18 protein-coding genes and 1 pseudogene are annotated in these 20,096 nt (G+C 58.5%); 9 read left to right on the plus strand and 10 right to left on the minus strand.

Annotated elements, in window-relative coordinates:
* Window positions 1-59 precede the first annotated feature (59 nt).
* The gene (locus D9N14_RS00055; RefSeq protein WP_290575502.1) at window positions 60-1,547 is read left to right on the plus strand and encodes an alpha/beta hydrolase domain-containing protein; all 1,488 of its coding nucleotides are present in this window, start codon (window positions 60-62) and stop codon (window positions 1,545-1,547) included.
* 38 nt (window positions 1,548-1,585) lie between these two features.
* Window positions 1,586-2,431: a hypothetical protein gene (locus D9N14_RS00060; RefSeq protein ID WP_290575504.1), complete on the plus strand. Its 846-nt coding sequence runs from the start codon at window positions 1,586-1,588 to the stop codon at window positions 2,429-2,431.
* Window positions 2,432-2,439: 8 nt separating this feature from the next.
* On the opposite strand, the gene D9N14_RS00065 is transcribed toward D9N14_RS00060, so the two are convergent.
* Both D9N14_RS00065 and chrA read right to left on the minus strand, forming a co-directional pair.
* Window positions 2,440-3,360 carry a fatty acid desaturase gene (locus D9N14_RS00065; protein WP_290575506.1) on the minus strand — a complete coding sequence of 307 codons (921 nt, stop codon included), beginning with the start codon at window positions 3,358-3,360 and terminating at the stop codon, window positions 2,440-2,442.
* Window positions 3,361-3,477: 117 nt separating this feature from the next.
* Complete coding sequence (gene chrA / locus D9N14_RS00070; protein WP_290575508.1) at window positions 3,478-4,827, minus strand: chromate efflux transporter; 1,350 nt, start codon at window positions 4,825-4,827, stop codon at window positions 3,478-3,480.
* Window positions 4,828-4,932: 105 nt separating this feature from the next.
* Between chrA and D9N14_RS00075 the strand changes: the two genes are divergently transcribed.
* From D9N14_RS00075 to D9N14_RS00090, 4 genes are all read left to right on the plus strand, one after another.
* Complete coding sequence (locus D9N14_RS00075; protein WP_290575510.1) at window positions 4,933-6,291, plus strand: flavohemoglobin expression-modulating QEGLA motif protein; 1,359 nt, start codon at window positions 4,933-4,935, stop codon at window positions 6,289-6,291.
* A gap of 129 nt (window positions 6,292-6,420) precedes the next feature.
* Entirely contained in the window at window positions 6,421-6,630 is a 210-nt protein-coding gene (locus D9N14_RS00080; protein WP_290575512.1) for a DUF2061 domain-containing protein, read from the plus strand.
* 138 nt (window positions 6,631-6,768) lie between these two features.
* Window positions 6,769-7,398 carry a PAQR family membrane homeostasis protein TrhA gene (trhA, locus tag D9N14_RS00085; protein WP_290575514.1) on the plus strand — a complete coding sequence of 210 codons (630 nt, stop codon included), beginning with the start codon at window positions 6,769-6,771 and terminating at the stop codon, window positions 7,396-7,398.
* Between the two features lie 21 nt (window positions 7,399-7,419).
* A complete protein-coding gene (locus tag D9N14_RS00090; RefSeq protein ID WP_290575516.1) occupies window positions 7,420-7,914 on the plus strand; it encodes a GreA/GreB family elongation factor in 495 nt (164 codons plus the stop codon).
* A gap of 69 nt (window positions 7,915-7,983) precedes the next feature.
* Here D9N14_RS00090 and lpxC read toward each other — a convergent pair whose 3' ends face one another.
* Window positions 7,984-8,934 (minus strand): UDP-3-O-acyl-N-acetylglucosamine deacetylase, encoded by a 951-nt coding sequence (gene lpxC / locus D9N14_RS00095; protein ID WP_290575517.1) that lies wholly within the window; start codon window positions 8,932-8,934, stop codon window positions 7,984-7,986.
* Between the two features lie 166 nt (window positions 8,935-9,100).
* Between lpxC and D9N14_RS00100 the strand changes: the two genes are divergently transcribed.
* Complete coding sequence (locus tag D9N14_RS00100) at window positions 9,101-10,126, plus strand: AraC family transcriptional regulator (RefSeq protein WP_290575518.1); 1,026 nt, start codon at window positions 9,101-9,103, stop codon at window positions 10,124-10,126.
* On the opposite strand, the gene D9N14_RS00105 is transcribed toward D9N14_RS00100, so the two are convergent.
* Entirely contained in the window at window positions 10,123-10,545 is a 423-nt protein-coding gene (locus D9N14_RS00105) for an HIT family protein (RefSeq protein WP_290575520.1), read from the minus strand. The two genes, D9N14_RS00100 and D9N14_RS00105, sit on opposite strands and share 4 nt — an antisense overlap.
* 184 nt (window positions 10,546-10,729) lie before the next feature.
* Here D9N14_RS00105 and D9N14_RS00110 point away from each other — a divergent pair, with 184 nt between their 5' ends.
* Both D9N14_RS00110 and D9N14_RS00115 read left to right on the plus strand, forming a co-directional pair.
* Window positions 10,730-11,527, plus strand: coding sequence for an SDR family NAD(P)-dependent oxidoreductase (locus D9N14_RS00110; protein WP_290575522.1), 798 nt, complete (start codon window positions 10,730-10,732; stop codon window positions 11,525-11,527).
* Between the two features lie 81 nt (window positions 11,528-11,608).
* Window positions 11,609-12,559, plus strand: a pseudogene (locus tag D9N14_RS00115) (integron integrase); the annotation flags it as partial.
* A gap of 68 nt (window positions 12,560-12,627) precedes the next feature.
* Here the strand turns inward: D9N14_RS00115 and D9N14_RS00120 are convergent.
* From D9N14_RS00120 to tkt, 6 genes are all read right to left on the minus strand, one after another.
* Window positions 12,628-13,608 (minus strand): alpha/beta hydrolase, encoded by a 981-nt coding sequence (locus tag D9N14_RS00120; RefSeq protein ID WP_290575524.1) that lies wholly within the window; start codon window positions 13,606-13,608, stop codon window positions 12,628-12,630.
* Between the two features lie 139 nt (window positions 13,609-13,747).
* Entirely contained in the window at window positions 13,748-14,812 is a 1,065-nt protein-coding gene (fba, locus tag D9N14_RS00125; RefSeq protein ID WP_290575526.1) for a class II fructose-bisphosphate aldolase, read from the minus strand.
* Between the two features lie 217 nt (window positions 14,813-15,029).
* Window positions 15,030-16,226 carry a phosphoglycerate kinase gene (locus tag D9N14_RS00130; protein ID WP_290575528.1) on the minus strand — a complete coding sequence of 399 codons (1,197 nt, stop codon included), beginning with the start codon at window positions 16,224-16,226 and terminating at the stop codon, window positions 15,030-15,032.
* Between the two features lie 17 nt (window positions 16,227-16,243).
* Window positions 16,244-17,041 (minus strand): hypothetical protein, encoded by a 798-nt coding sequence (locus D9N14_RS00135; protein WP_290575530.1) that lies wholly within the window; start codon window positions 17,039-17,041, stop codon window positions 16,244-16,246.
* Between the two features lie 33 nt (window positions 17,042-17,074).
* Window positions 17,075-18,127: a type I glyceraldehyde-3-phosphate dehydrogenase gene (gene gap, locus D9N14_RS00140; protein WP_290575532.1), complete on the minus strand. Its 1,053-nt coding sequence runs from the start codon at window positions 18,125-18,127 to the stop codon at window positions 17,075-17,077.
* Complete coding sequence (gene tkt / locus D9N14_RS00145; protein ID WP_290575534.1) at window positions 18,093-20,087, minus strand: transketolase; 1,995 nt, start codon at window positions 20,085-20,087, stop codon at window positions 18,093-18,095. The genes gap and tkt overlap by 35 nt, the downstream gene beginning before the upstream one ends.
* Window positions 20,088-20,096 lie beyond the last annotated feature (9 nt).

Genomic DNA, 20,096 nt, shown 5'->3' on the forward strand with positions numbered 1-20,096 from the left:
GCTCTGCCTTCCCCTGTGTACTCTAAAAAGAAAAAACAATTCAACAAGAGAGACGTTCTGTGAAGAATTCCATCAAGGCGCACGCCACTGACGCCACCCCCAACCGGACCCTGCAAAAAACCCTGATACTATTCACCCTGATGCTATCCATTGCCGGCTGCGGCAAAGTGGCGGAGCACACCACCGTACTGTTCGGCACCCTGTTCGACCTGCGCCCGCTGGGTTATCAGAGCAAGGAATTCTTCATTGAAGGGACCGCCCACAGTTACCTGCCGGTGGGGGAAATCAGCAGCGACGGCCAATGGCAAGCGGTGCAGCATGAACAGGCCGACTATCTTACCCGCATCGTGGTGAAACGCCCCATCAAGGCCGAGGATTTCAATGGTACCGTGGTGGTGGAGTGGAACAACGTGTCCGGCAATACCGACGCACCGGCCGAATGGAGCGCCGCCCACACGGAGTTTATCCGGGAGGGGTACGCCTGGGTGGGGGTCAGCGCCCAGCGCAAGGGCATCGACAATGTGGGCGACATCAGCCTGGTGAACTTCAACGCCTCCCTGAAGGCCTTGAACCCGGCTCGCTACGACAAACTGGTGCACCCGGGGGACAGCTTCTCCTACAGCATGTTTCACCAGATCGCCGAAAAAATTCGCGCATCTGGAGCCGTGGATTACCTGCAGGGCCTGCAGGTGCAACGCATGATTGGCGCCGGTGAATCCCAGTCCGCCGCGCGGATGATTACCTACATCAATCTATTCGGTAAAGCAGAGGGCGTGTTCGACGGCTTCTTCGTGCACAGCCGCTTCGGTTCCAGTGCACCGATTTCCGAAAGCCCCCTGCCGGAAGCCCAACCCCCAGCCATCGTGAAGATTCGCGAAGACCTGTACAAACCGGTCATGCTACTGCAGACCGAGACCGATCAATTTGTGGAGACTTTCCTGCCCGGCAATGCCTATGAAAACCGTCAGGACGACACCGAATTCTTCCGCCTGTGGGAAGTGGCGGGCACCGCCCACGCGGACACCTATAACACCCTTGGCTTGTTCGATCGAGGCGTCTCCTCCTACTACGCGCAACTGGTGTCGGTTTCCTACGCCATCCCCCTGATTGCACCCTGCGATGCCCCGGTCAACGGCAATCCGATTCATCACTTTACCGTTAACGCCGCATTCCATGCCCTGGACACCTGGCTGCGCAGCGGCATTGCGCCCACCATCGCGGATCGTCTGGCCGTCGCAGGCAGCCCACCGCAATACGTGACCGACGAATTTGGCAACACCCTGGGGGGCATTCGCTCACCGTACGTGGATGCTCCCCTGGCCCGGTTCGGTGGCATCGGCAGCGGCTCCACCATGTGCATGATCTTCGGCTCCATGGAAAAATTCAGCCCGGAACGTCTGGCCGAGATGTATGCATCCCGGGACGACTACCTGCAACAGGTGGAACAATCCATTGTGCGCTCACTGGAACAGGGTTTTCTGCGACCGGCCGACGCCGAGAAAATTCGCCAGGCATCGCGCACGATGTCAAAGACCATTCCCGAATAAACACCGCGCTCAGTTCGGCTGAGCACAAGGAGAAGAACATGCGTTGTTTACGTCTGGCCGCGACTTTGTTGGCGGTACTGTGGCTCAACGGTTGCGAATACCCATACAGCGGCGACGGCTATGCCATCGTTGAGGAAAACCCCAACGCTGAACCCTGGTTTGATGTTTTTCGCCCTCTGGACCTGACGGCGGTAGTGAACGAATCCGGCCAGCTGCTGCCGGTGATTGTCTGGGCCAACGGGGGCTGCCTGCGCAGCAACTTCACCTGGCAACCCCTGTTCAAACGCTGGGCCGCGCAAGGCTATGTGGTGCTGGCCATGGCAGAAGAACCCGGCCGCGGCGCGCTGGGCACCAGCAACGTACAGGACCACGGCGCACTCATTGACTGGGCGCTGACCCAGTCCCCATACGCAGACATGATAGACGCCCACCGAGTCGTGGCCGCCGGCAACTCCTGCGGCGGCGTCACCGCGCTGGGCCTGGCGGCGGTGGACGCACGGGTGGCGGCCGTGTTCGTGCTGTCCGGCTCCAGTGCCATCGGCTCCACCAGTGAATCCATCATGCAGGCCATTGACGTGCCCGTCGGTTACGTCACCGGCGGCCCCACCGACATCGCCGGCGGACCGGCCCGCTCGGATTTTGATGCCCTGCCGGCCGACGCTTCGGCCATGCTGGTACAGCGCGTCAGCGGCGGCCATGTTACCGTGTCCACCACCGTTGCCATTCTGGAAGAAGTGGCCGATATCGCCCTCAACTGGATGAACCTGGCCCTTGATGGTGATGAAGCATCCTATCTGGAATTAACTTCGGAGACCGTGTGCGCAACGTGCACCCCGGGCGACTGGGTATTGATTGAGAAGAATATGGAGCGGTTGGTGGAGTGAGTCCCCCCCTACCCTTTCGGCAGGTCCAGATTATACGGATACAACGCCAACGGTTTCACCTTGGCGGGATTGTGCGCCTCATGAAAATCCTTGCGGGCATCCCAGGCTTTTTTGTAGCGATAGAATGGAATGGTGGGATACAGATGATGGGCCAGATGATAGTTCTGATACATCATTAATACACTCATCACCCGGTCCCATCCTTCCCGCATCAGTGTGGCCTGATAGGGGTTTTCGCGATGGGTATAGACGTGGGGCACATGGGGCAGGTACATGAACACAAAGCACACCAGCCACACCATACCCCGGGACGGAATAAACCAGAGGATCAGGGTTTCCAGGGGAAAGAACCAGGCGACGGTGCCGATGATGGCATAGCCCATGGCCATCTCGAAAAAGATCCGGTTGATGTTGAGGTCCGGATAATATTCTTTGTGTTTGAAATAGAAAAACAGATAGCGGAAATCCCAGAAGAACCACAGGAACGCGGCGTTTTTGAAGGAGCAGGCCACGCCGTGATCCGGGTCCAGCTCTTCGTTGGCAAAGCGGTGATGCTGCATGTGCATGACCATCAACATCTTGCCGCTGTTGCCGGGCAGGTAGGTCTGCATCATCTGGAAGAACACCCATTTATTCACCCAGGGAATACGCGACACCGCATTGTGAGACGCATCGTGGGCGGGGGTGAACTGCACGTAATAGGCGATGATGTTGATGAGGCAACCGGCCCACAGGGATAAGTGCCCATTCAGGCAGGCCATCCACACCGCCACGATCATGATCTGGGTGATGATCAGCAGACCGAAGGTGGGCCAGGCCAGGAGCGGTTTGCGACGCAATTCCGCCAGCGCGGCTTTTTCCCTAAGCACTTGTTCTGATTCTTGTTCTTCTAATGGCTTCTGCAGAGCCACGGAATTCGCGGTGGTCATGTCAGCCCCTCCCTCGCGTTAGCACGTATCCCAAACCGTCCGATGATACGTGACCAAACAGTCACCCCGCCATGACCAAGTTGCTCAAATCCGTTGACCGTTGTCAGCAAATGCCAGCTATAACCCCCACAGAAAGGTATACACAAAACCCGCGGCGGCGCTCAGGCCAATGACCCGCAGGATGCTCCACTGCAACGAATACAGCAGGGCCACACACACGATTCCCCAGCCCAGGGACGGCACATCCAGACCATATAAGGCCCCATTACCCCACCCATCCGGGAACAGCACATGCTCGCCAAAGAACAGGGCCAGGTTGAGGATCACCCCCACCACGGCTGCGGTGATCCCGGTCAGGGGGGCCGTCAGCTTCAACTGGTTACGACTGGCTTCCACCAGCGGACCGCCCAGCAGGATGAACAGGAACGAGGGCAGGAAGGTAAAGAAGGTCACCACACAGGCGGCCAGCGCGCCACCCAGCACCAGGGCGTCCGGCCCCAGCACGGCTTTGGTCCAGCCCCCCACAAACCCGACGAAGGCCACCACCATGATCAACGGCCCCGGTGTGGTTTCCCCCAGGGCCAGCCCGTCCATCATCTGGGTGGCCGACAGCCAACCGTAATGCTCCACCCCACCCTGCACCACATAGGGCAGCACTGCATAGGCGCCACCAAAGGTGAGCAGGGCCGCCTTGGTAAAGAACCAGCCCATCAGGCTGAGATCGTGGGCGGGGCCAACGGTGGCCCACAACAGCCCCATCACCAGCCACCACAACCCCAATCCAACCAGTACCGTCATCACCAGGCGCTGGCGAGAGAAGCGGGCATGCTCGGGCACGGGGGAGTGGTCACCAATGAGGGCATCCACCACGCCGTTGCTTTTCCGGGGGCCATGGGCCACAGCTGCCTGAAAAATATGGGGCAGCCAGCGCATACCCATCCACCCCAGCAGAGCCGCCCCCAGCAAAATGGCCGGGAACGGGACCTGAAACACCGCCATGGCGAGAAACGAGAGCCCGGCAATACCCCACAAATACCAATGTTTCAGCGCCCGCGAACCAATGCGCCAGGCCGCCAGCAGGACGATGGCGGTCACCGCCGGTTTGATGCCATAGAGAATCCCCGCCACCAGGGGCAGATCGCCGAACGCCAGATAGATCCAACTCAGCAACATCAGCAACAACAACGACGGCAGCACAAACAGCGCACCGGCCATGATGCCGCCTTTAACGCCGTGCAGCAGCCAGCCGATGTAGGTGGCCAGCTGCTGGGCTTCCGGCCCGGGCAGCACCATGCAATAGTTCAGGGCATGCAGAAAACGCTGTTCCGAAATCCAGCGCCGCTTGTCCACCAGCTCCTGATGCATCATGCTGATCTGTCCGGCGGGCCCACCAAAACTGATGAATCCCAGCTTCAACCAATAGCCGAATGCCTGTTTCAGGCTCACCCCTTCACGCTCGTGCTGCACAACGACTCCCAAACAACCACTCCAACAATTCGTTACGTAAATAATCATTGCCAGACGCTGGCCGTGGTCCTACATTCAGGCCTATCAGTACCCAATGTGGATATCATGAGCCAGCGCCAGATTTACCTCGACAACCTGAAGACCCTGTCCGATCAATTGATTGCCGTGCAGGCGCCCATTCGCATCCTGGACAGCATCAAGTGGCCCAACCAGTGGCGACAGCAATTCTTTGATTCTGGCATGCGTTGGTTACCGAATGCCGACGCGGCCTATTACCAGACCCTGGCGTTGAATTTCAATCCCGATGACAAGCAGGAAGAATTCCGCGCCCTGAAAAAGCAGATCAAACGCAAGCTGGGCAAGCAGGACCCGTTGGGCAAGCTGCTCACCACCACCACTGAACAGTACATCAAAGTGATTGAGCTGTTGAAGGCCCGGGGCAAAAAAGACTTTGGCCGCTTCAGCACCGAGCTGTACGGTTCCGCCCAGGATCACCTGTTCGGCGACAAGCGCTCCCTGCTGGAAGTGGGGGAACAGCTCTGCGCCATCTTTTCACAACCGGCGGCCCAGCACATCGCCTTTGCCCAACCCAAGCAATACGACGCCACGGCGGCAGTGGAGATTCTGCAAAAGCGCCTTAACCGCTACTTCACCCAGGGCGAGCTGAAGGTGATCCTGTCCGACGGTATCGTTTCCGACGCCGCCGCCGGCGGTGACAGCATCAAGATGAATTCCCGTTCCCACTTTTCCGAGCGGGATCTGCGGGTGCTGGAGGTACACGAAGGCTGGGTGCATGTGGGCACCACCCTCAACGGACGTCGCCAGCCCTACGCCAGTTGGCTGAGCGTGGGCTCCCCCCGCATCGCCGCCATTCAGGAAGGGTTGGCCCTGCTCATGGAAACCCTCACCTTCAGCAGCTTTCCGTTTCGCGCCCGCCGGGTCAGCGACCGGGTCAGCGCCATTCACGTGGCGGAACAGGGGGCGGATTTTGTGGAAACCTTCCATCACCTGCGGGATCGCGGCCTGCCGGACGCCGACGCCTACACCACCACCCAACGGGTGTTCCGCGGTGGCATGGTAAAAGGCCGCTCGGTGTTCACCAAGGATTTATCTTATGTGAAAGGCTTTGTGGAGAACGTGAATTTCATCCGCAGCGCCATTGGCGCCGGCCTGCCGGAACTGATTCCCATGCTGTTCGTGGGTAAAATCACCCTGGAAGACATACCGGTGCTGTATGAGGCCTATCTGGAGGGCATCGTGGAACCGCCCCGTTATATGCCGGAGATGTTCCGGGACTTAAACGGGCTTTACGTGTGGTTCGGCTTTTCCAACGGCCTCTCCATGGTGGACATGAAGCGGGTACAGAAGCATTACCTGAAGACCTTTGACGACATCACCCCGGTATGCCCCCTGGAGATGGCACCTGGCCGCAGCGGGGAAGGCGACCAGGATCCGCTGCCCTGACCTACCAACGGGCGATAGCCTTAATCTATCAAAATCGTTAAAATGATTCATTTCACTTAATGAGAATCATTTGCAATTATTACCTCCACGAACTTGATACTCACTCACTATCACCTCAGGAGGTGCACCATGACCAAGACTATCAGTTTCGCAGTGATTCACATGGGTGTGGCCTTCACCGTGGGCTACGTTATGACCGGAGACATCGTCGTGGGCGGCGCCCTGGCATTGGTTGAACCCATGTGCAACACGGTTGCGTACTACTTCCACGAAAAAGTGTGGAACCGGATCCAACACCGCGCCGCGACCCCGGCCCCGGATCAGGTGATTCACGCCTGATCCGCTTGATCGGTTACCCCTCCTCAACCTCTGCCTCAACCCCTTTTACTTCCTCCTTGATACAACCAGGCACAGTCCCCTGCGCTTGGTTGTATGGGTGTATCCGCGTAAGATGGCGTTTTTATTCAGGATACTCACATGTACTACGGTGAACGACTCAACAGCATCAGTCATCTGGTGGGGGCAAGTCTGGCCCTGGTGGCCCTGGGCGCCCTGCTCACCGTCAGCATCCAGAGCGGTGACCCCTGGCTGATCACCGGCTTTACGGTGTTCGGCGTCAGCATGGTGTTGCTCTACACCATGTCCACCCTCTATCACAGTTTTCACCCGCCGCACCTGAAGCGCATTTTCAAAGTGCTGGATCACGTGTCCATCTATCTGTTGATTGCCGGTTCCTACACGCCGTTTATGCTGGTCAGTACGCGGGCCGGTAATGGCCTGTGGATTCTGGCGCTGGTATGGGCGCTGGCGGTGGTGGGCATCCTCACCGAAGTGCTGCTGAAAGGCAAAGCGGTCAAAGTGGGGCAGATGGTGATTTACCTGGCCATGGGCTGGGCCTGCTCCCTGGACATGGCTAACCTGAAGGCAGCGCTCCCAAAGGACGGATTCTTCTGGCTATTGAGTGGTGGCATCGCCTACACCGCCGGCATTGTGTTTTATGTGCTCGACAAAATGAACCGGCTCACCCACGCTCACGGCATCTGGCATTTTTTTGTGTTGGTGGGTTCCAGTGCTCATTTTATTGCTATCATCGGCTACGTTCGATAACACCACTTCAGTCGCCAATCTATGCCAAATATCTTTGATAAACGCGCACTCCACGGGGTGATTCTGAGCGCCCTGCAAGGGCTGGTGGACAACGCCCAGGCCGCCGTGGATCGCGCCTATGAAACCGCCACCCACGAAGAAAACATTGCCGAAAACAAATACGATACCCTGGGTCTGGAGGCCTCTTACTTAACCCAGGGGCAAGCCCGTCGTCTGGCGCAATGCAATGCCGACCTGACCGAGTTCAGGGCGCTGACGCCGAAAGATTTTGGTGAGCAGGATGCGATCAGCATCGGGGCATGGGTGCAAGTGATGGATGACCAGCGGCGGCAGCAGATTTTTTTTCTGGGGCCCGCTGCCGGGGGCGTGAAAGTTCGATTACTTGGCCACGAAGTGGTGGTGATTACCCCCTCTGCGCCGTTGGGAAAAGCGCTGCTGAAATCCCACATCGGGGATGAGGTGACCGTGAATATCGGCGGCAAAGCAGCCCATTATGAGATTACCGGGATCGGCTGACACTAGCCTGGGCAGGACCATCCAAAATAAAAAACCGGGCGCAAAGCGCCCGGCCGAATCACAAGGATTCTAAAGCGATTCCAACATCTCCTCGTAGGTGGTGTCGTCAATCATGCAGCCCCACTGTTCGGTGGCTTCCCGTACGGTGGTCAATCTCCAGTAACCGGCGTTATGCATCAGGCTGCGCAGCAGTCGATTATTCAAATGGTGACCGCTGCAGTGCCCGACAAAGCGTCCGTAGATGGGCACGCCCGCCAGGGACAAATCGCCCACAGCATCCAGCAGCTTGTGGCGCACAAACTCATCCTCAAAGCGCAGACCTTCTTCGTTCACCACCCGATCGCCGTCCACCAGGATGGCATTGCGCAACGATCCACCCTGCGCCAGACCCAACACCTGCAAGGTGGCCAACTGGTCTTCGAAGCCGAAGGTGCGGGCGGCTGCGATGTTGGTGTCAAACATTTCCTCCGTGAGGGGCATGGAGTAGTTCTGTTTGCCGATGGCCTTGGATTCAAACTCAATGGTCACATCGAACCAGGGGCGTGGGCAGGGCAGGAAACCGGCGTAGCGATTACGTTCCTGCACCCAAACCGGGTTGGTGACCACCAGCGCCCGACGCTCCCGTTTCTGCACCAACAGGCCCTCAGCCTGGATGCGCGTCATGAATCCCTGGGCACTGCCATCCATGATGGGCACTTCAGGGCCGTCCAACAGTATCCGGCAGTTATCCACCCCACAGGCGCTCAAGGCGGCCATCAGGTGCTCAATGGTGCTCACCGACACGCCAAAACCGTTGGTCACGGTGGTGCTGAGCCGGGTATCGGTCACCGCGTGCCAGCGGGCCGCGATTACCTGCTGTCCGGGGTCGGCATCCAGGCGTTCAAACACATAACCGGTGTCGGTCTCTGCCGGCAGCAGCGTCATGCTCACAGGCTTGCCGTTATGCAGACCGCGTCCCACAAAATGCACAGGACCGGACAGGGTATGCTGATAAAAGGGGGTTCGCGTTGAAGTTTTCATAACCAGTTCCTCGTTGTGTTTCACTGAGTTCAGATTACGAAAACATGCCCCCGGCCACTGGTCCCTCCCCGCCAACCTCAGGTAAACCATTTGTCATTTGCCGCCAACCGTTTATCCTAAGGCCTGTTCACACGCCACAGGCAGAAAACTCAAGGAGTTACGCACGGTGCCAGCCTCAACTCTCAGTTCCTGGGCCCGTCTGGTATGGGAAGAATTGAACGCCCGCCAACTGGATGCCAATGCCATCTTTCGCCAGGCTGGTTTGAATCCCGCCAAGCTGGGCAACGCTGTTGCCCGTTTTCCCGTGGCGAACATGATTGAGCTGTGGCGACTGGCGCAGGAAGCCAGTGGTGACGACGGGTTTGGTGTTGCCACCGGGCAGCGCTGGAACGCCACGACGTTCCACGCCCTGGGCTTTGCCTGGCTGGCCAGCAACTCCCTGGGCGAAGCCCTGCATCGCATGTCCCGCTATGGGGCCTTTCTGAATGACGGTTTGCTCTACAGCCTGACGTCCGAGCAGATCCGTTACCGGTTCCGCATCCGTCGTGACCCGGCGCAGCTGCCGGAGCAGCAGTTCCCACGCTCTGACCCCTCTGCCGATGCCGGGGTGGTCGCACTGCTGAAAATGTGTCGCCAGTTGCTGGGGGAGGATTTCAGCCCCGTCGAAATCACCTGCGGCCATCCCCCCAACGGGGGAGCGATTCTGTTGGAGCAGTTTGCCCGCTGCCCCATACGCTATGATCAGGATTATCTGGAGATGGTGTTTGATCGTCAGGACATCGAGCGCACCTTGCCCAGCGGCAACGACGAGCTGACCCAGGCCCATGAACAGATTATTCTCAAGCACATGGCGGATCTGCAACCGGACAATCTGTCCACCAAAGTGCAGCTGGCGATTCTGGACCAACTACCCTCTGGCAACGTGAAAGAGGCGGACATTGCATCGCAGTTGGGGCTCAGCTCCCGCACTCTGCAACGGCGCCTGCTGGAGGAAGGGATTAATTTTCAGGGTTTGTTACAAACCGCCCGCCAGAAACTCGCCGACCAGTACATCCGCGACGAGAATCTGTCCATCAGCGAGATAGCCTACCTGCTGGGCTTTTCGGAGCAGGCCAATTTCACCCGCGCCTTCAAGCGCTGGACCGGGTGCTCCCCCACCCAGTTCCGGCAACAGGAATTGCTGGCCGGTTAGTCCAGGGCCGCAATGATGCGCTCGGCAAAGCCTTGCAACACCGCCTGATCGGCCATTTCCGCCGCGTGCTTGCGGGTACGCAGGGTATGAATAGACGTGGGCACCAAATGGAAATGCAGGTGGGGAACGGTCTGGCCAGCATCGGCACCGCTGAGCTGGAACATCATGATGCCTTCCGTGGAAAACGCCTTTTTCAGGGCATTCCCCACTTTCTGCAGGGTAGCAAAGCAGGCTTCATAGTGGGTAGCCGGTAATTCGAACAGGGTTTCCGCCGCCACCTTGGGAATCACCAGGGTGTGACCATCCGCCTGGGGCATGATGTCCATGAACGCCAGGGTCAGTTCGTCTTCATAGACCTTGATGCAGGGCAGCTCCCCACGCAGAATTTTGGCAAAAATGTTCTGGTTGTCATACGCCATAGTGCAGCCTCTGGTTAGTGTTTGAAAATCACTCTGATGGGCACTAAGGCTAACGCGATTAAGTGCAAGATCCTAGTGTCCGCATCGGCTATTTCATCGGTTGCAAAGCGCGCCGTGAGTTTAAAGTGCAATGAGTTCATGGCATAGTGGTCGGCGTTTCGCTGTTGACCCGCAAGGAGCCCCCATGAGCACTGAAGCTGAACTGCCCAAAACCGTTTTGATCACCGGAGCCTCCGCCGGCATCGGCAAGGCCCTGGCCCATGTGTTCGCCGCCAACGGCTTTGATGTGGTGTTGGTGGCCCGACGGGAGTCAAAGCTGAACGAAGTGGCGGCAGCCATCAAAAAGCAATACGGCCAGATGGCGTATGTGCTGATTGAAAACCTGGCAGACCCCGCCGCACCGCAACGCATTTTTGACTGGTGCCAGGCGCAGCAGATCAGCGTCGATGCTCTGGTCAACAACGCCGGCTACGCCCTGCACAACGAGTTCCTGGAGGCCCCCTGGCAGGCCCACCTGGACTTTCTGCAGGTACTGAACGTGAGCGTGGTACAGCTCTGTCACCTGTTCGCCCCCGCCATGAAGGATCGGGGCTACGGCCGCATCATCAACCTGGCGTCGGTGGCGGCCTGGTCGCCGCAATTGAAAGGCAACCTGTACGGCGCGGCCAAGGCGTTTGTGGTGGATTTCAGCCAGGCAATCGATCTGGAGCTGCACCCCCACGGCGTACATTGCACCGCGCTCTGCCCCGGCTTCACCTTCAGCGAATTTCACGACGTCATGGGCACCCGGGGCCAGGTCAGCAAACTGCCCCGCTTCCTGTGGATGACCGCGGAAGAAGTGGCCCAGGAAGGGTTTGATGCCGTAATGGAGGGCAAGCCGGTGCACGTGCCCGGCCGGGTCAACCAGGGCCTGACCCAGGTGATGTCCATGCTGCCGTCTTCGCTCAAACATTATCTGTCGAAGCAGCAGAAGGTGATGTAATCCCCGCGACCAACGCTTGACTCGCCGCAGCAACACTGTAAATATATACAGATATTTGGTCAGTTTGCAGGAAGCAACCCCATGAAGATTCTGGATCAGGTCAGGGACGCCGTGCGCGTGCGGCATTACAGTATTCGCACCGAAGATGCCTACTGCTATTGGGTGCGCCGCTTTATCTTCTTTCACGGCGCCCGCAATCCCGAGCAGTTCAATGACAGCCACGTGAACGCCTTCCTGTCCCACTTGGCGGTGAATGAAAAAGTCAGCCCCTCCACCCAGAACCAGGCGTTGAATGCGGTTCTGTTCCTGTTCAAGCACGTCCTGCACAAACCTTTTCCGGAGGACATTGATTTCACCCGGGCCAAGCAAAACCGACGCCTGCCAGTGGTGCTCACCCAGGAAGAAGTACAGCGCCTGTTCTGCCAATTGCAGGGCCGTGACTGGCTCATGGCTGCACTGCTGTATGGCTCCGGCTTGCGCCTGATGGAATGCGTCAGGTTGCGGGTGAAAGACATCGATCTGAACCGCTGTGCCATCGTGGTCCGGGACGGAAAAGGCGCCAAGGATCGGGTGGTCACCCTGGATGAGCAACTGCGTCCCCACCTGCGCATTCACCTGGCCCATGTGCGCAACCAGCATCTGCAGGATCTGAACCGCGGTGGCGGCCAGGTGTACCTGCCCTATGCCCTGGAACGCAAATACCCCAACGCCTGTCGGGAGTGGATGTGGCAATACGTGTTCCCGGCGGCAGCGGAATCCATTGACCCACGCTCCGGGGTTCGGCGCCGACATCACATCAGCGAACAGTTATTGCAGCGGGCGGTCAAGCTGGCTGTGCAGGCTGCCGACATTGCCAAACCCGCCACCTGCCACACCCTGCGTCATTCCTTTGCCACACACCTGCTGGAACGGGGTTACGACATTCGCACGGTACAAGAGCAACTGGGGCACAAGGATCTGAAGACCACACAGATTTACACCCATATTCTGGAGCGGGGCGCAAACGCGGTGAAAAGCCCCTTCAGCAGCGTGGTGCAGCCCCGAGCCATGGCCTATCGGGTGGAAGACAACAACGACAAAGTGGAAGAACCCAGAGGGCTTTATTTAATCGCCAGCTGAGCCTGGGCGGCAAAGGTATCCAGGTATTTGAGGGTACGGGCGAAGACATCCCGGCGGTACAGCTCCAGCTCGTTCACCACATGATGACGCACATTGGGCATATAGATCACATCGGTGCCATTGAATACACGCTGAAACTGGGGGATGTTGGCTTGCCAATCCACGGTCTGGTCACTTTTCCCCTGGATGATCAACAGCGGAAACTCCACCGGTGGATGACGCTCGATGTAGGGAATCCACTGCTTGAGTGCACCCACCCATTTGGCCGACAAATAGCGCGGCTGCAGTGGATCTTTCTCACGGATGAAGCGAGCGAATTCCGGGTCATTACTGTTGTCGGAAAATTTGCGGGCCACAAAGTCCCGGAACGGACTCACCACAGAGTGCAGTCGCTTGTTGAGGAACCAGTGCACCGGGCGTATCAGGGGCGCATACAACACCACACCGGAGAACGGGATACGTTCTTCCAGGCCACCGAACTGCAACAGATACTCAGACAGCACGGCACCACCGGTACTTTGCGCCACCGCATGCCAGGGGTGCGGCGCATAATCCTTTGCCAGGCTCAGCACCTGTTTTAACACCGGCCCATATTGGCGAAACGAGGATATGGCCGCACGGGAACCGGAGGACAGGCCATGGCCCGGCAAATCGAAGGCAATCACCGCATAGCGATTGCGGATCAGCGCTTTGATCAGGTGGTTATAAATGCCCACATGATCGTAATAACCGTGCACCACAAACACGGTGCCCTTGGGGGAAAGGGGCACGTAGGCCTGCACCACGATGTCAAAACCCGAGGCCCGGGTTTTGCCCATATAGACTTTGAGATCGTTGAAGCGTTTTTCGAAATCCAGTCCATAGAAGCGCCGGTAAGCCTGGATCGGCTCAGGAAGGCTGCGTCGGTTTTCCAGGGAAAACGGCGGCAATTTCTGGCGTAATTCGACCGGGATGAACTTCAACCTGCACTCCATGCGCGACTGTGGTGGGTTCTGGGCATTATAGAATTTAATAAAAAAGGGAGCCAGTGCTGCTCCCTTTTTTACGTGCTCTGTTTTTGCGTGCCAGCTTCGCTCAGGTGCGCTGCCGGGGTTGCCGCACTTATTTAACTTCCTGGTTCAACTCGCCTTTTTCGTAGCGCTGGAACATGGCTTCCAGGGAAACCGGGTTGATTTTGCTGGCATTGCCGGCGGTTCCAAAGGCTTCGTAACGGTCAATGCAGATATCCCGCATGGCGGTTACGGTTTCTTTCAGGTATTTGCGGGGATCGAACTCAGCCCGGTTATTGGCCATAAAGCGACGGATGGCACCGGTGGACGCCAGCCGCAGATCCGTGTCGATGTTCACTTTGCGCACGCCGTACTTGATGGCCTCGACGATTTCTTCCACTGGCACACCGTAGGTTTCACCGATGTCGCCACCGTATTCGTTGATCACCGCCAACCAATCCTGGGGCACGGAAGACGATCCGTGCATGACCAGATGGGTGTTGGGAATGCGCTGGTGAATCTCTTTGATGCGGCCGATGGCCAGGATGTCGCCCGTGGGCGGACGGGTGAACTTGTAGGCGCCATGGGAGGTGCCAATGGCAATGGCCAGGGCGTCCACGCCGGTATCCTTCACAAACTGGGCGGCTTCTTCCGGATCGGTCAGCAACTGGGAATGATCCAGTACGCCTTCGGCACCCACGCCGTCTTCTTCACCGGCCATGCCGGTTTCCAGGGAGCCCAGGCAACCGATCTCGCCTTCCACGGACACACCGCAGGCATGGGCCATGTCCACCACGGTTTTGGTGACGTGGACATTGTAGTCGTAATCTGTGGGGGTTTTGCCATCCACACCCAGGGAGCCGTCCATCATCACCGAGCTGAAGCCCAGCTGGATGGAGCGCTGGCAGATGGCTGGGCTGGTGCCGTGATCCTGATGCATCACCACGGGGATATGGGGGAACTCCTCCACCGCCGCCAGAATCAGGTGACGCAGGAAAGGAGCACCGGCGTATTTGCGGGCGCCGGCCGAGGCCTGCACGATCACCGGGCTGTCGGTCTTATCCGCCGCTTCCATGATGGCGCGCATTTGTTCCAGGTTGTTTACGTTGAATGCGGGCACGCCGTAACCGTATTCGGCGGCGTGATCCAGCAGTTGTCGCATACTGATGAGAGCCATGTTCCAGTGCCTCGTTTTAGTTCGTGAATGTCGGGAAACTTGTCGTGTTGTGCTTTTACGTGCTGTTAAGCATCTTCGTTGTCAGTGTGTCGCGGAGCAGTGCCGGGTTGCAGGGTCGCTGCCAGCACATCCCTGTGCGCTCGACAGCGGCCGTCCATGGCCGCTGACGCCCTGCAACCCGACACTGCTCCGCTCTATGAATGTCGTGCCAATTCCGTTACTGGCCACGCTCATGCAGCATGGCCACCGCCGGCAAGACCTTTCCTTCCACATATTCCAGGAAGGCGCCGCCACCGGTAGAGATATAGGATACTTTATCGGCTACACCGTATTTGTCCACTGCCGCCAGGGTATCACCCCCACCGGCGATGGAGAAGGCGGCACTGTCGGCAACGGCCTGGGCCAGAACCTGGGTGCCGGCGCCGAACTGATCCACCTCGAATACGCCCACCGGGCCGTTCCACAAAACGGTTTTGGCCGCCAGGATGATGTCTGCAAATTGCTTTGCAGTGTCCGGGCCAACATCCAGAATCATATCGTTGTCGCCCACTTCCGCCACCGCTTTCACCACCGCCTTGGCGTTGCTCACGAAATCCATGAAATCCTCAATGGGGCCAGTGACTTCCGCCACCACCACATCAGTGGGCAGGGGCACTTCCACCTTGGCGGCAATGGCCTTGGCGGTGTCAATCAGGTCGTGTTCACAGAGGGATTTACCGACGTTGTAACCCGCTGCCGCCAGGAAGGTGTTGGCGATACCGCCCCCCACGATCAGCTGATCGCACTTTTCCGACAGGGCATTCAATACATCCAGCTTGGTGGACACCTTGGAGCCGGCCACGATCGCCAGCATGGGGCGCGCGGGTGCCGCCAGGGCCTTTTCCAGGGCATCCAGTTCGTCCGCCAGCAGGATGCCGGCGCAGGCCACCGGCGCAAACTTGCCCACACCGTGGGTGGAGGCCTGTGCCCGATGCGCGGTGCCAAAGGCGTCCATCACAAATACGTCACACAGGGCGGCATAGGCCTTGGCCAGGTCTTCGCCATCTTTCTTTTCACCCGGATTGAAGCGCACGTTTTCCAGCAACACCAGCTTGCCAGGTGCCACGTTCAAGCCCTTCTGCCAGTCCACCGCCACGGGCACGTCGAAACCCAGCAGCTCGGATAAGCGTTTGGCCACCGGTGCCATGGTGTAGGGAGCGTTCTCCTCGGCAGAACCACCTTCCACCGGTCGCCCCAAGTGCGACATGAGAATGACGGATGCCCCCTGTTGCAATGCCAGCTCCACGGAGGGCAGAGAGGCGCGGATGCGCACGTCGCTGGTCACTTCGCCATTCTTAACGGGCACGTTCAAATCTGCGCGAATCAGTACGCGTTTGCCTGCCAGGTCCAGATCGGTCATCTTAATTACGGGCATCGGTATTCTCCGTTGGGTTAATCAAAAGAAAGCCAGTCGGTGTCGAGCGCGATGGTTCCGCGCAGGATTTGCAGCGCACGGGTGACACTGTCTTCAAATTCGAGATCCACTGCCATGGTGGTGGTAGTGCCTTGGGATACCTCAATGGTGCCGGCAGGATTGATCAGGACAGATTCCAGGGACGGCGCGTCCACAACCCCATCCGCATCATTGGTTCCAACCGGAAAATCGTACACCGCGGCCCGGATACCACCATCGAACACAACATTCAGGGTCAGGCGAATGTCGTTGCGGGTGTTGATCGCTTGCAGCTGGAATTGGTCATCCGCGGTTTGGCTCAGGTTGGTCTCTACACAGACCTGTTCCCAAGCGGCGTTCGCCACCGGCAGGGTAACGGACACATCCGCCAACACGGCAGACACATCATCACTGACCTTGTTGAAAAGCAACTCGGTTTGCGTAGAGCCGTGACTGAGGTTCACCGTCAGCGTAGTGTCGTCAATGATGTGTAAACTGGATACTCCGGCAGCATAGAACTCAACCACATCGTGATCGATATTGGCCATGAGCGTATCACCGGACAGGCAATCTGTGAAATCCAGATACTTGCCTTCGTCGGTTACGATCACCGTCTGCCGATGAATGGAGTAGGTTTCCCCGGTTGCGGTGTAGTAATCCCTTTGGGTTCGCATCCAGGTGCCTTCCAGATCCGGGCCCGAGCTGTAGGTCCCACCAGGGTCATCGGAACCGGAGCTTCCGCCCCCGCAGGCGCACAATCCCAGACTGGCCACCAGCAATACATTCCATTTCCGCATTCTTGGTCTTGCCCCACTGTTTTCTGAAACCAACTAAATCAGAATTTCCACCAGATCCAGCAAACGATGGGCATATCCCGTTTCATTGTCATACCAGGCGACGATTTTGATCATGCCGTCGGTGACGATGGTCTGGGTTTCATCGTAGATGGCGGATTCGGTGCGATTCAAAAAATCCACACTCACCAGAGGCTCGCGGCAATACCCCAATATTCCGCTGAGCTGGCCCTGACTGGCCTGCTCCATCGCCTGGTGAATCTGGTCTACCTCTTTCACGGCTGAATTCAACATCAGGGTTAAATCCACGGCCGCCACATTCAACGTGGGCACTCGCATGGAGTAACCCGATATTTTGCCTTCCAGCTGCGGCAGCACCTTTTGCACGGCACCGATACTGCTGCTGGTGGTGGGAATCAGGTTCTGCGCGCCAGCCCGGGCCCGTCGCAGGTCACGGTGCACATGATCCAGCAACACCTGGTCACTGGTGTAAGAGTGGATCTCGGTCATAAAGGCCTGCTTGACGCCGAAATGATCATCCATTACCTGCAACAGGGGCGCAATACAATGGGTGGTGCAGGAGGCGCTGGAAATCACCTGATGCTGTGCCTGCAGTTGCCCATGGTTGATGCCATAGACGATGGTGGCGTCCACCTCATCGAAGGCTACAGCGCCAATGATGACCCGCTTGGCCCCGGCCTGCAGATGGCGGCTGGCGTCTGCCCGGGCGCGAAACTCGCCGGTGCATTCCAACACCACATCGATGGCCAGCTCCCCCCAGGGACACTGGGCTGGGTCCGCCACCTGCAACAACAGGATGGAATCCCCATTCACCTGCAGCACAGTATCCTGCGCCAGAGTGACCGGCGTGTGAAAGCGGCCGTGAGTGGTGTCGTAACGGGTCAGATGGAGCAAAGACTCCGGTGACCCCAGGTCGTTGATTGCCACCAACTGGATCTGGCGGTTGCAACCCTGCTGCAGGTTTTCATACAACGCCCGCAGCATGTTGCGACCAATACGGCCGTAGCCGTTGATGGCGACCCGGATCGGCATATCAGCGAATAACGGATTCCACGGTGGCAACCACATTGTCCACGGTGAAACCAAACTGTTTGAACAGCTCACCGGCCGGGGCGGATTCGCCGAAGGTTTCCATGCCGACGACGGCGCCATCCAGGCCCACGAACTTGTACCAGTAATCTTTCATGCCCGCTTCCACCGCCACCCGGGCACGGACGGAGGCCGGCAAAACGGATTCACGGTAAGCCGCATCCTGCTTGAGGAACACATCCACGCTGGGCATGGACACCACCGACACCTGCTTGCCTTTGGCAGCCAGGGCTTCTGCGGCCTGCATGGCCAGCTCCACTTCGGAACCGGTGGCGAGGATGATGGCATCCGGACTGGCCACGGCTTTCAACACGTAACCCCCTTTGGCGACATTGCTCAGCTGCTCGTCGCTGCGCGCCATGGGTGCCAGGTTCTGGCGCGAGAAGATCAGGGCAGACGGCCCGTCACGACGCTCGATGGCGGCTTTCCAGGCCACGGCGGATTCAGCCGCGTCACAGGGGCGCCACACCGACATGTTGGGCGTGGTGCGCAGGTTGGTGAGCTGTTCGATCGGCTGGTGAGTGGGGCCGTCTTCCCCCAGGCCGATGGAGTCGTGGGTGTACACCTGGATATTCTGTTGCTTCATCAGGGCCGCCATGCGCATGGCGTTGCGGGCGTATTCCATGAAGATCAGGAAGGTGGCGCCGTAGCTGATGAAACCACCATGCAGGGCGATGCCGTTAATGGCAGCCGTCATCCCGAATTCGCGCACACCCCAGTAGAGGTAGTTGCCAGCCGCGGCTTCCGCGCTGACGCCTTTGGCGTCTTTAAACAGGGTCAGGTTGGAGCCCGCCAGGTCGGCAGAGCCCCCCAGCAATTCCGGCAACATGTGACCGAACGCATTCAGGCAGTGCTGGGATGCCTTACGGGTAGCAATTTTCTCACCGGCTTTCTGGATCTGCTGGATGTAATCGGTGGCTTTGGCGTCCCAGTCTTCCGGCAGCTCGCCTTTCATCCGACGATCGAATTCCGCTGCCAGCTCCGGGTATTCGTTGCGATAGTTGTCGAACAGGCGCTGCCAGTCGGCTTCGGCCCGGGCACCCTTCTCCTTGGCATCCCAACCGGCATAGATCTCGGCCGGCACCTCGAACGGAGCGTGGTTCCAGCCCAGCTGCGCCCGGGTCAGGGCGATTTCGTCCGCCCCCAGCGGGGCACCATGGCATTCTTCCTTGCCCTGCTTGTTGGGGGAGCCGTAACCGATGACGGTTTTGCAGCAAATCAGGGTGGGTCGGTCGGGGTTGGCCTTGGCCATTTCCACTGCGGCGATCAGCTCTTCAGCACTGTGGCCGTTGACGTTGGGAATCACGTGCCAGCCGTAGGATTCAAAGCGTTTTGGGGTGTCGTCGGTGAACCAGCCTTCCACTTCCCCGTCGATGGAGATGCCGTTGTCATCGTAGAACACCACCAGCTTGCCCAGGCCCAGGGTACCGGCCAGGGAGCAAACTTCGTGGGAAATACCTTCCATCATGCAGCCATCACCCATGAATACGTAGGTATTGTGATCAACAATATTATAGGGGCCACGATTGAACTGAGCCGCCAGTACCTTCTCGGCAATGGCCATACCCACGGCGTTGGCAATGCCCTGCCCCAAGGGCCCGGTGGTGGTTTCCACCCCTGGGGTATAACCGTATTCCGGGTGGCCCGGGGTTTTGGAGTGCAACTGGCGGAAGTTTTTCAGGTCGTCGATGGAGACGTCATAGCCGGTCAGGTGCAACAGGGAATAGATGAGCATGGAACCGTGGCCGTTGGAGAGCACAAAACGGTCACGATCCACCCAATTGGGGTTGCCCGGATTATGCTTCAGATAGTCGCCCCACAGTACCTGGGCAATGTCCGCCATGCCCATGGGGGCACCTGGGTGTCCGGAATTGGCTTTCTGAACGGCGTCCATGGAGAGTGCGCGAATGGCATTGGCGAGTTCACTGCGGGTGGGCATTGGGGGATG

Origin of the sequence: Ketobacter sp. (genome assembly GCF_003671495.1) — a bacterium.
In the GTDB taxonomy this organism is placed as follows: Bacteria; Pseudomonadota; Gammaproteobacteria; order Pseudomonadales; family Ketobacteraceae; genus Ketobacter.

Excerpts from the sequence above, each read along its gene's own strand:
- D9N14_RS00060 (WP_290575504.1), top strand. The coding sequence starts at position 1,586 with ATGCGTTGTTTACGTCTGGCCGCGACTTTGTTGGCGGTACTGTGGCTC.
- D9N14_RS00065 (WP_290575506.1), bottom strand. The coding sequence starts at position 3,360 with ATGACCACCGCGAATTCCGTGGCTCTGCAGAAGCCATTAGAAGAACAA.
- D9N14_RS00075 (WP_290575510.1), top strand. The coding sequence starts at position 4,933 with ATGAGCCAGCGCCAGATTTACCTCGACAACCTGAAGACCCTGTCCGAT.
- D9N14_RS00080 (WP_290575512.1), top strand. The coding sequence starts at position 6,421 with ATGACCAAGACTATCAGTTTCGCAGTGATTCACATGGGTGTGGCCTTC.
- trhA (WP_290575514.1), top strand. The coding sequence starts at position 6,769 with ATGTACTACGGTGAACGACTCAACAGCATCAGTCATCTGGTGGGGGCA.
- D9N14_RS00090 (WP_290575516.1), top strand. The coding sequence starts at position 7,420 with ATGCCAAATATCTTTGATAAACGCGCACTCCACGGGGTGATTCTGAGC.
- lpxC (WP_290575517.1), bottom strand. The coding sequence starts at position 8,934 with ATGAAAACTTCAACGCGAACCCCCTTTTATCAGCATACCCTGTCCGGT.
- D9N14_RS00105 (WP_290575520.1), bottom strand. The coding sequence starts at position 10,545 with ATGGCGTATGACAACCAGAACATTTTTGCCAAAATTCTGCGTGGGGAG.
- D9N14_RS00110 (WP_290575522.1), top strand. The coding sequence starts at position 10,730 with ATGAGCACTGAAGCTGAACTGCCCAAAACCGTTTTGATCACCGGAGCC.
- fba (WP_290575526.1), bottom strand. The coding sequence starts at position 14,812 with ATGGCTCTCATCAGTATGCGACAACTGCTGGATCACGCCGCCGAATAC.
- D9N14_RS00130 (WP_290575528.1), bottom strand. The coding sequence starts at position 16,226 with ATGCCCGTAATTAAGATGACCGATCTGGACCTGGCAGGCAAACGCGTA.
- D9N14_RS00135 (WP_290575530.1), bottom strand. The coding sequence starts at position 17,041 with ATGCGGAAATGGAATGTATTGCTGGTGGCCAGTCTGGGATTGTGCGCC.
- gap (WP_290575532.1), bottom strand. The coding sequence starts at position 18,127 with ATGTGGTTGCCACCGTGGAATCCGTTATTCGCTGATATGCCGATCCGG.
- tkt (WP_290575534.1), bottom strand. The coding sequence starts at position 20,087 with ATGCCCACCCGCAGTGAACTCGCCAATGCCATTCGCGCACTCTCCATG.